Source organism: Micromonospora sp. CNZ285 (assembly GCF_004637285.1).
Genome location: NZ_SPQD01000001.1, coordinates 3,207,375 through 3,217,672, shown reverse-complemented (window position 1 = coordinate 3,217,672; position 10,298 = coordinate 3,207,375). Strand labels below are relative to the sequence as shown.

Annotated in this window: 6 protein-coding genes; 2 read left to right on the top strand and 4 right to left on the bottom strand. The window is 70.8% G+C overall.

The features are described 5' to 3' along the window. Nucleotides 1–45: 45 nt before the first annotated feature. The 3 genes from CLT75_RS14395 to CLT75_RS14385 form a co-directional block, all read right to left on the bottom strand. Nucleotides 46–1,968, bottom strand: coding sequence for a hypothetical protein (locus tag CLT75_RS14395; protein WP_135241126.1), 1,923 nt, complete (start codon nt 1,966–1,968; stop codon nt 46–48). A 290-nt stretch (nt 1,969–2,258) separates the two neighbouring features. Then, nucleotides 2,259–4,019, bottom strand: a complete 1,761-nt coding sequence (locus CLT75_RS14390) for a hypothetical protein (protein WP_135241125.1) — start codon at nt 4,017–4,019, stop codon at nt 2,259–2,261. Between the two features lie 265 nt (nt 4,020–4,284). Next, complete coding sequence (locus CLT75_RS14385) at nt 4,285–5,760, bottom strand: aminopeptidase P family protein (RefSeq protein WP_135241124.1); 1,476 nt, start codon at nt 5,758–5,760, stop codon at nt 4,285–4,287. 113 nt (nt 5,761–5,873) lie between these two features. Here CLT75_RS14385 and asnB point away from each other — a divergent pair, with 113 nt between their 5' ends. Next, nucleotides 5,874–7,835 carry an asparagine synthase (glutamine-hydrolyzing) gene (gene asnB / locus CLT75_RS14380; protein WP_135241123.1) on the top strand — a complete coding sequence of 654 codons (1,962 nt, stop codon included), beginning with the start codon at nt 5,874–5,876 and terminating at the stop codon, nt 7,833–7,835. A gap of 60 nt (nt 7,836–7,895) precedes the next feature. Here the strand turns inward: asnB and CLT75_RS14375 are convergent, their stop codons facing one another. Further along, a complete protein-coding gene (locus tag CLT75_RS14375) occupies nt 7,896–9,032 on the bottom strand; it encodes a lytic polysaccharide monooxygenase (RefSeq protein ID WP_209310457.1) in 1,137 nt (378 codons plus the stop codon). A gap of 328 nt (nt 9,033–9,360) precedes the next feature. On the opposite strand from CLT75_RS14375, the gene CLT75_RS14370 reads away from it, so the two are divergent. Next, nucleotides 9,361–10,290 carry a carbohydrate kinase family protein gene (locus CLT75_RS14370; RefSeq protein ID WP_135241121.1) on the top strand — a complete coding sequence of 310 codons (930 nt, stop codon included), beginning with the start codon at nt 9,361–9,363 and terminating at the stop codon, nt 10,288–10,290. The last annotated feature ends 8 nt before the right edge of the window (nt 10,291–10,298 follow it).

Here is a 10,298-nt window from a genome sequence, read left to right as displayed (position 1 = left end):
CACGTCACGTGGCAGGGGGCCGGTCGCGTACCCCGGGCCGTCAGGTCAGTTGAAGCAGTCCTCGACGGTGTTGGCGCAGTTGGTGGGGTCGTTGTTGCTGATGAGGGACTTGTCGTCGAGCTTGACGCGTCCTTCGTTGTTGAGGACGCCGCCGGCGACCCGGTGGAGCTTGCTGGAGTCGGTGGCGGTGTTCTTGGTGACGTGGGTCTTGGTGAGGGTGATCTTCGCCTTGTTGTTGAAGATGCCGCCGCCGTTGAGGGCGGTGTTGCCCTTGATGTCGGTGTCGCGGATGGTGAGGGTGGCGTTGTCGTCCTTGTCGTGGTCGCGGGCGAGGAAGCCGTCCTCGATCTTGATGAGCCACTCACCGTTGAAGATGCCGCCGCCGAAGCGGTTGGCGGTGTTGTCGACGATCTTGCTGTCGGCGATCGTGGCGCTGGCGTGCTCCTTGTTCTCCGGGTAGCCCCAGTGCTTGCCGCCGGTGACCACCACACCGCCGCCGTCGCCGTCGGCGTGGTTCTTGGCGACGTGGACCTTCTCCAGGAGCAGGTCCGTGTTCTCGGCGTACACGCCGCCACCGTTCTCGCAGGCGGTGTTGCCCGTGATCGCGGTGAAGGAGACCGTGACGGTGCCGCCGCTGCTGAACAGACCGCCACCGTTCTTGCCGGCGCGGTTGTCCGACAGGCTGGACTTGACGCCGTCCTTGCCGTGGTCGGAACCGAAGATCTCGACGATGCCGGCCTCGTGGTGCTTGCCCTTCGGGTCGTAGCCCTTCGGCGCGGCGGAGGCCGCCGGGCCGTGCCCACCGGACAGGCCGCTGCCGTTGGCGATGCCGCCGCCGTTGCCGCCTGCGGTGTTGTCGTCGACGTGGGTCTCCTCGACCTTGAGGATGCCCTCGTTGTAGACGCCGCCGCCGTCGCCCTGGGCGTGGTTGTCGATGACCTTGCTCTCCTTGAGCCAGGTGCGGCCGTAGTTGGCGATGGCGCCGCCGTCGCCCTCGGCGTTGTTGTCGACCAGCTTCACGTTGTCCAGGTAGGCGCTGCCGCCACGCTCGACGAGCAGCGCGCCGCCGTCACCCTCGACCCGCTTGTCGTCGTCCTTGCCGCCGTTCATGCCGTCGGCGACGGGCGTGACAGCGACGGCAGTGGTCGCCGCGGCCGGAGCCGCGACAGCCGGAGCGGCCGGGGCCGCCACCGCCGGGGCGGCGGCCGGCGGCTGGCCGCCACCGGGAGCCCCGCCACCGGGAGCCCCGCCACCGGGAGCCCCGCCACCGGGAGCCCCGCCACCGGGAGCCCCGCCGCCGGGGTACTTGAACTCGTTGGCGTTTCCGCCCTTGATGGTGAGGTCCTTGAGGGTGAGGTCGCCGCCGTCGACGACGCGGAAGATGCGGAAGGTGTCTTCGGCGTCGCGCTTGATGGTGGAGTTGTTGCCCTTGATGGTGACGTCCTGCTTGATCTCGGGCAGGGCGGAGCCGAACTTGCGGTCCTTGACGCCGAGTTCGTAGGTGCAGTTCTCGGCGAGCTTGATGGTGCCGCCGTGGTCGCGGTTGGCCAGTTCGAGGGCGTCGATCAGGGCGTCGTCCTTGCAGGGGACCTCGCGGGTCTTGCCGTGGTCGTCCTTGCCCCACTCGCCCTTGTCCGGGCCCCACTCGCCACGGTCGCGGCCTTCCTGGCCACGGTCCTTGCCGTCCTTGCCGTACCCGTCCTTGTCGTAGCCGTCGCGGCCGTACTCGCCCTCGGCGCCCTTGTCGCCCTTGTCGCCGTGGTCGTCGCTGAGCTGCTGCGTGGTCGACCACTTGACGTCGGCGAGCCGGTGCGGGCCGGTGGCCCCGGTGGTCGCATAGGCCACGCCGGCGAGGCTGACCGCTCCGGTCAGGCCCACAACGCCGGTGGCGAGCCACATCCGGCGACGCCGGAGCGGGGAGATGGTCTTGCTGGTGGCGTCATCGTTATTGCGAAGGTAGTTGGACATCGGAGCTCTCTGCCCTCTCCTTGTACCTGACAAGGTCGCTTCGCCCTGGCGAGGCGGCCTTCGCTACAAATCGGTTGTAGCTGCTGAAGATGACCGTATGAGAACCTTCTTCGCCTCGCGGTCATATACGAAAAAAACCCGCATAAGGGTGCGGGTGGGATGGGCGGGCGCAGTGCGGCCCGGACGCCCCGGCGGGGGACACCGCGGCCAGTCGGGCCGCTCCCGGGGGTGGGAGCCCTCCGCACGCCGTCCACGGCGCGAGGAGGGCCCCCGGTTATGTGGTGGTTCGATCAGTTGAAGCAGTCCTCGACGGTGTTGGCGCAGTTGGTGGGGTCGTTGTTGCTGATGAGGGACTTGTCGTCGAGCTTGACGCGTCCTTCGTTGTTGAGGACGCCGCCGGCGACCCGGTGGAGCTTGCTGGAGTCGGTGGCGGTGTTCTTGGTGACGTGGGTCTTGGTGAGGGTGATCTTCGCCTTGTTGTTGAAGATGCCGCCGCCGTTGAGGGCGGTGTTGCCCTTGATGTCGGTGTCGCGGATGGTGAGGGTGGCGTTGTCGTCCTTGTCGTGGTCGCGGGCGAGGAAGCCGTCCTCGATCTTGATGAGCCACTCACCGTTGAAGATGCCGCCGCCGAACCGGCCGGCGGTGTTGTCCACGACGGCGCTGTCGGCGATCGTGGCGCTCCCCGCGAGGCCGTCCTTCTCGGCGCCGTTGCCGGCCCAGTCCCGGCCACCGGTCGTCACCACGCCGCCACCGTCGCCGTCGGCGTGGTTGCCCGCCACGTGGACCTTCTCCAGGAGCAGGTCCGTGTTCTCGGCGTACACGCCGCCACCGTTCTCGCAGGCGACGTTGCCGCCGATCGCGGTGAACGAGACGGTGACCCAGCCGCCGCTGCTGAACAGACCGCCACCGTTGTGGCCGGCCCGGTTGTGGCTCAGCGTGCTCAGCGAGGCGTCCTTGCCCTCGTGCGCCCCGATGATCTCGACGGTGCCGGCGCGGTGCTTGCCGTGCTCGCCCTTGTCGCCCTTGCCGGGCTTCGCGGCCGAGGCCAGGTCGACCGGCCCGCCGTGGTGCTCACCGCCGCCGTTGGCGATGCCGCCGCCGTTGCCGCCTGCGGTGTTGTCGTCGACGTGGGTCTCCTCGACCTTGAGGATGCCCTCGTTGTAGACGCCGCCGCCGTCGCCCTGGGCGTGGTTGTCGACGACCTTGCTCTCCTTGAGCCAGGTGCGGCCGTAGTTGGCGATGGCGCCGCCGTCGCCCTCGGCGTTGTTGTCGACGAGCTTCACGTTGTCCAGGTGCGCGCTGCCGCCACGCTCGACCAGGAGCGCGCCGCCGTCACCCTCGAACCGCTTGTCGTCGTCCTTGCCGTCCGGGACGAGCGCCGTCGGCGCCGGGCCACCGCCGCCGGGGTACTTGAATTCGTTGGCGTTTCCGCCCTTGATGGTGAGGTCCTTGAGGGTGAGGTCGCCGCCGTCGACGACGCGGAAGATGCGGAAGGTGTCTTCGGCGTCGCGCTTGATGGTGGAGTTGTTGCCCTTGATGGTGACGTCCTGCTTGATCTCGGGCAGGGCGGAGCCGAACTTGCGGTCCTTGACGCCGAGTTCGTAGGTGCAGTTCTCGGCGAGCTTGATGGTGCCGCCGTGGTCGCGGTTGGCCAGTTCGAGGGCGTCGATCAGGGCGTCGTCCTTGCAGGGGACCTCGCGGGTCTTGCCGTGGTCGTCCTTGCCGTCCTTGCCCCACTCGCCCTTGTCCGGGCCCCACTCGCCACGGTCCTTGCCGTCCTTGCCGTACCCGTCCTCGCCCTTCTCGCCGCCCTTGCCGTCCTCGGCGCGGGAGTCGTCGCCGGCGTTCTGCGGCGCGGCGGCGTGGTTGTCCGCCACCGGTTCGGTGCCGGACTTGTCGTCGCGGGCGGCGAGACCGCCGAGTGCCGCCAGTCCGACGACGCCGGTCAGCCCGGCCACGCCGGTGGCGACCCAGAGCGCCCGCCGTTTGCTCGTCCGCGGCGGGGGCGCCATCGGAGCGCCGCCGTCGGGTGTCGTTACGTCATTCGACATGAGAGCCCTTTCGGTTCTTCCCAAACGGGTCGCACCGCCCCAGGCCGGGCGACCAGCTACAAACCGGTTGTAGCCTCTGATCAGCACCGTATGAGAAGGTTCCTCGCGAGGAAGACGTATCCGAAAAAAGCCCGCATTCCTCCCACGAACGGCGGTCGGTGACCAACCACGTCAGGGGGACCGCAACGGCCCAGACGGCGGCGGGCCCCACCACCCGCCGTCGAGGCGCGGTGATGGGGCCCGAAGGAGTTCGCGGCCGCGGGGATCAGCCGGGCAGGCGGGGGCCCGCCTCACGCTGCTCGGCCAGCCAGGTCTCCACCTCGGCGGAGGCGCGCGGCAGCCCGGCCGACAGGTTCACCGGGCCGTCGGCGGTGACCAGGATGTCGTCCTCGATCCGCACGCCGATGCCCCGCAGCTCCTCCGGGACCAGCTCGTCCTCCGGCTGGAAGTAGAGCCCCGGCTCGACGGTGAGCACGTACCCCTCGCCGAGCGGCCCCTCGCGGTAGGTCTCCTTGCGCGCGTTGGCGCAGTCGTGCACGTCGATGCCGAGCATGTGGCTGGTGCCGTGCAGCGTCCACCGCCGGTAGACCGTGGAGGCCGGATCCATCGCCTCGTCCACGCTCACCGGCAGCAGTCCGAGATCCTTCAGCGCCTCGGCCAGCACCCGCATCGAGGCCAGGTGCACGTCCCGGAACGCCACGCCCGGCCGGCACATCTCGATGCCGGCCTGCTGCGCGGCGTACACCGCGTCGTAGACCTGACGCTGCAACGGCGTGAACCGGCCGTCGACAGGGAGCACCCGGGTCACGTCGGCCGTGTAGAGGTTGCGGTTCTCCACGCCCATGTCCATCAGCAGCAGCTCACCCGGACGGGTCGCGCCGTGGTTGTGCACCCAGTGCAGGATCGTGGCGTGCTCGCCGGCCCCGACGATCGAGCCGTAGCCGACGTCGTTGCCGTCGTGCCGGGCGCGCAGGGCGAAGACACCCTCCAGCAGCCGCTCGGAGACCCCGCGGTCGGCCGGCAGCGCCCGGGCCACGTCCTCGAAGCCGCGCACCGTGGCGTCGCAGGCCTCCTGGAGCTGCGCGATCTCCCACTCGTCCTTGACCAGCTTCAGCTCGGCGATCGTGATCGCCAGCTCCCGGTCGCGGCCGGGCTGCCCCTCGGCGCGCGCGCCGTCGTACTGACGCACCGCCGCGTCCACCCGGGCGTCGAAACCGCGGAGCACCCGGGTACGCCCCGGAGCCAGGTCGGCCAGCGCCGCGTCCAGCTCGCTCAGGTCGGCCGTCGGCAGGCCCAGCTCGGTGGACTTCTCCCGCAGCGTCGGCCGGCGGCCCACCCACAGCTCACCGTGGCGGCTGCGGAAGAACTCGTCGGTCACCCGCGACGACCGGGGCCGCATGAACAGCGTGGCCTCGCCGCCCGGCCGCAGCACGAGGACGCTGTCCGGCTCCAGGTCGCCGGTCAGGTACGCGAAGTCGCTGCCCGGCCGGAACCGGTGCTCGGTGTCGTTGGCGCGTACCTTCTCGTTGCCGGTGGGGATGACCAGCGTCTCGCCCGGGAATGCCTCGGCCAGCGCGGCCCGCCGCTTGGCGTGATTGGGCACCTCCGCGCGCGGGGTGACCGGCAGTTCGGTGTCCCGCCAGCCCTGCCGCATGAACGACAGGAACGCCTCCGGGAAATCCGGGTCGTGCGACTCCGTGCCGTCCGCCGCCTTGCCCTGCCCGGTCCGCTCCTCGGCCATGATCCGCCCCTCCCTGAGCCTCGTCGCTGGTCCCGACGGTACCGCGCGCACGACAGCGGGAGGTGCCTGCGGTGCCGCGACGGCGGCTTCCGGCGCGTGGAAAGATGGCGGCCATGTGCGGACTCCTGGCCTTCTTCAGCGCGCGCGGCGACGCCGCCGCCCACCGCGACCACATCGCCGGCGCACTGGAGTGCCTGCACCACCGTGGCCCGGACGAGACAGGGGTCGAGGTGGTCGGCGACGCCTCCGGCCGGTACGCGGACGGCGTGTTCGCGCACAAGCGCCTGGCGATCATCGACGTGGCGCTGAGCCACGAGCCCCTGCCGTACGCGGGCGGGCGGTACCTGCTCACCTTCAACGGCGAGATCTACAACTACATCGAGCTGCGCGAGGAGCTGATCCGCGACTACGGCGCCCAGTTCGCCACGAACGGCGACGGCGAGGTGATCGTCGCCGGCTACCACTACTGGGGTGAGCAGGTGCTCACCAAGCTGCGCGGCATGTTCGCGTTCGTGATCTGGGACCGGCAGGAGCGGCGGGCCTTCGGCGCGCGGGACTACTTCGGCATCAAGCCGCTGCACTACCTGGAGACACAGGACGGCCTCTACCTCGCCTCGGAGAAGAAGGCGCTGCTGCCGTTCGCGCACTCGGCGTACCAGGGCGACGCGGGTATCGACACCGCGAACCTGAGCCACTACCTGACGCTGCAGTACGTGCCCGAGCCGGGCACCCTGCACAAGGGGATCAGCCGGATCGGCTCGGGGGAGTACCTGACCTGGACCCCGGGTGGCCGGATCGAGGTGCGCCGCTGGTACCGCCCGGTGTTCCGCCCGGCCCCGGTCTCCGACGAGCAGCGGCTCTACCACGACATCCGGGAGACGCTGCGCGAGAGCGTCCGGATGCACATGCGCTCGGACGTGCCGGTCGGCTCGTTCCTGTCCAGCGGCATCGACTCCACGGCTGTGGTGGCGCTGGCCCGCGAGTTCAACCCGAACATCCTCACCTTCACCGTCGGGTACGACGTGCCCGGCTACTCCGAGATCGACGTGGCCCAGGACTCGGCCCGGCACCTCGACGTGACCACGATCCCGACCAAGATCGGGCCGCAGGACATGATCGACGCGCTGCCGAAGATCGTCTGGCACCTGGACGACCCGGTCGCCGACCCGGCGCTGGTGCCGCTGTACTTCGTGGCGAAGAAGGCCGCCGAGCACGTCACGGTGGTGCTCTCCGGTGAGGGCGCGGACGAGTTCTTCGGCGGCTACACCATCTACCGGGAGCCGCTGTCGCTCAACGCGGTGAACAGCCTGCCCGACGGCGTGCAGAAGGGCCTGCGCGCGGTGTCCAAGGCGATCCCGCAGGGCGTCAAGGGCAAGAGCTTCCTGGAACGCGGCACCACCCCGATCGAGGAGCGCTACTACGGCAACGCCCGGATGTTCACCGAGGAGGAGAAGCAGCACCTGCTGCGCCGCTACGACCCCTCGGTGCGCTACACGGACGTGACCGCGCCGATCTACGCCGAGTGCACCGAGCTGGACGACGTCACCAAGATGCAGTACGTCGACCTCTACACCTGGCTGCGCGGCGACATCCTGGTCAAGGCCGACCGGATCTCGATGGCGCACTCGCTGGAGGTGCGGGTGCCGTTCCTGGACCGGGAGGTGTTCAACGTCGCCGCCGGCATCCCGGTCGACCTGAAGCTGCCGCCGCGCTCCGAGGCCACCAAGTACGCGATGCGCCAGGCGCTGCAGGGCGTCGTGCCGCCGGCCATCGTGAACCGCAAGAAGCTGGGCTTCCCGACCCCGACCCGGGTCTGGCTGCGCGGCGAGATGTACGAGTGGGCGCGGCACGTGCTGTCCACCTCGGGCGCGGGTGACCTGATCGACCTGTCGTACGCGATGCGCCTGCTGGAGGAGCACAAGCGGGAGGAGGCGGACCACTCCCGCAAGGTGTGGACCGTGCTGATCTTCTGCATCTGGCACGCCATCTTCGTGGCCAAGACGCTCGACCCGGGCATCCAGCGCAACCAGTCCGCGCTGCTCACCAAGCCGGTCGTCGGCAGCATGGTCCGCTGACCCGAGCGTGACGAGGAAGGGCCCCCGGGGTGTTCCCCCGGGGCCCTTCCCGTTACGGGGTCACCTGCCGGTGCAGGTGACCGTCGGCAGGGAGTTGGTGCCGGAGAAGTTCGCGGTGAAGCCGAACGTCGTGGTGCCCTCCGGCGGGACGCTGCCGTTGTAGGCGGCGTTGGAGACGCTCACCGACGCCCCGCTGCCGCTCAACGTGCCGTTCCACACCTGGTTGATGGTCTGGCCGCTGGGCCAGGTCCAGTTCGCGGTCCACCCGGAGTACGTCCGGGTGCTGTGGTTCATGATCGTCACTTCGCCCTGGAAGCCGCCACCCCAGGCGGTGACCACCTTGTACACCGCCATGCAGGAGCCGGCCGGCATGGTCGGGCTGGTCGTCACCGGCGGAGGTGAGGTCGGCGGCGCGGTCGTCGGCGGCGCGGTCGTCGGCGGCGCGGTGGTCGGCGGCGCGGTCGTCGGGGGGTTGCTGCCGCCCGAGCCGATCCCGGTCACCTCGCCGTTGCCGCCGTCGAACGTCACGTCCGAGCAGCCGAAGAAGTTCTCCTGGCTGTCCGAGCGGACCCAGCGCGAGTAGATGATGTGCCGGCCGCTCTTGTTCGACGGCAGGTTGCCGGTGAAGTAGTAGTGACCGTCGTTGGTGCCCACAGCGCCGCGCTGCGGCGGGTTGGTCACCTGCAGGAACGGCTGCTCCTCCAGGTCGCTCCAGGCCAGCGGCCGGTTCGGGCTCCAGCTGTCCTTGGTCACGTAGAAGTAGAACGTGCCCGGGTGGTGGGCCCAGTTGCTGTACCGGAACTCGATCGACCGGCCCGCCGTCAGGTGGGTGATCGGCCAGTCGTTGCGCGCCGCGTCGTACCCGCTGAAGCCGGGGTTGCCGCCGCTGCACAGCTTGCCGTCGGGGATGAACCCGACGGTCCGCCCGCCGGCGTCGGAGCGCAGCACGCTGAACCAGTTGTACAGCGAGTTCGCCCCGCTCTCGGCCACCGCCGACGAGCAGGCGGGGTTGTTCGGCCGGATCTCACCGGTTCCGGTGAGGCCGTCCTTCCAGCACAGGTAGGTGCGGGCGCCCGGCGTCATGGCCGCGCCGTGCGCGGCCGCCGGTCCGGAGTTGGTGGCCAGGGCGAACGCGCCCAGGGCCAGGGTGGCGGCCGCGGTGAGCAACGCGGCCGTACGGGATCGGTGCACGGGGATCTCCTGACTCGCGGAGCGTGGCCCGGTTCGGCCCGCCCCGCTGCGACGAGCGGATGCGACGATCGCGGTGCCCGCGCCCGGTCGGCGTGCGGCCGGGGCCGTCTGCGGGCGCGCACCGCTTGCGGTCCGTTGCCACGGACCGTGGATGCCCTCGCGTCGGATCGACCCGGCGGCCGGCGACGCGGCAGCCCCCCGCGTCGGTACCCGGCATCGCCATCCCACCACGTCCGCACGCCGCCCGCAATAGGCGGCGCTCGATGCCCGGGTCCAGGCGCGCGGTGGCACCGGCATGCGACAGGATCGGGGGAGGACGACGAGGGGAGCCAGGATGGGGTACGCGGTGGTGCTCGGCGAGGCGCTGGTGGACCTGCTCGACGCCGAGCACGACGGAGAACCCGTCTACCGGCAGGCGATCGGCGGCGGCCCGCTCAACGTGGCGGTGGCGATCGCCCGGCTCGGCGGAGACGCGCGGTTCGTCGGGTCGCTCGGCGACGACGCGCTGGCCGGACGGATCCGCGCGTTCCTCACCGGCGCCGGTGTGGACGTGAGCGGGACGGTGACGGTGCCGGCGCCCACAGCGCTCGCCGTGGCCACGTTCGCCGGCGCGGAGCCGGACTTCCGCTTCTACGGCGAACCCCGCTCGTACGCGCTGCTCGGCCCGGACGACCTGGACGTGGCGCTGGTCGAGGGCGCGGACGTGCTCTACTGCGGCTCGATCGTGCTGCTCGACCCGCCGGTACTGGCCGCCGCCCGGCGCGCCTGGTCGATAGCGGGCGCGCTGCGGGTGTTCGACCCGAACGTACGGCCCCGACTGCTCACCGCCCCGGGCGCGCTGGACGGGCTGCGGGCGGTGGTCGCCGAGTTCGCCGCCGCCGCGCACCTGGTCAAGCTCAGCAGCGCCGACGCGCGGCTGCTCTACCCGGACGAGCCGGTCGAGGGCGTCGCCGCGTACCTGCGGGAACTCGGTGCGAGCACGGTCGTGGTCACGCTCGGCGCGGACGGCGCCCTGGTCGCCGCCGGCGACGACGTGGTGCGGGTACCCGCACCGAAGGTGGACGCGGTGGACGCCACCGGCGCGGGCGACTCGGTGATGGGCGCGCTGGTGGCCGACCTGCTGGCCGCCGGTGAGCCGCTCGACCCGGCCGGGTGGCGGGAGCGGGTCGCGTTCGCGCTGCGGGTGGCGGCGGTGGTGTGCGAGTCACCGGGCGGCGCCACCGCCATGCCCACCCGCACCGCCGTCGCCACCCGCTTCCCGTGACCCGTCCG

What these genes read in the sequence shown, in the direction of transcription:
- CLT75_RS14395 (WP_135241126.1), bottom strand. Translation starts at nt 1,968, where the DNA reads ATGTCCAACTACCTTCGCAATAACGATGACGCCACCAGCAAGACCATC.
- CLT75_RS14390 (WP_135241125.1), bottom strand. Translation starts at nt 4,019, where the DNA reads ATGTCGAATGACGTAACGACACCCGACGGCGGCGCTCCGATGGCGCCC.
- CLT75_RS14385 (WP_135241124.1), bottom strand. Translation starts at nt 5,760, where the DNA reads ATGGCCGAGGAGCGGACCGGGCAGGGCAAGGCGGCGGACGGCACGGAG.
- asnB (WP_135241123.1), top strand. Translation starts at nt 5,874, where the DNA reads ATGTGCGGACTCCTGGCCTTCTTCAGCGCGCGCGGCGACGCCGCCGCC.
- CLT75_RS14370 (WP_135241121.1), top strand. Translation starts at nt 9,361, where the DNA reads ATGGGGTACGCGGTGGTGCTCGGCGAGGCGCTGGTGGACCTGCTCGAC.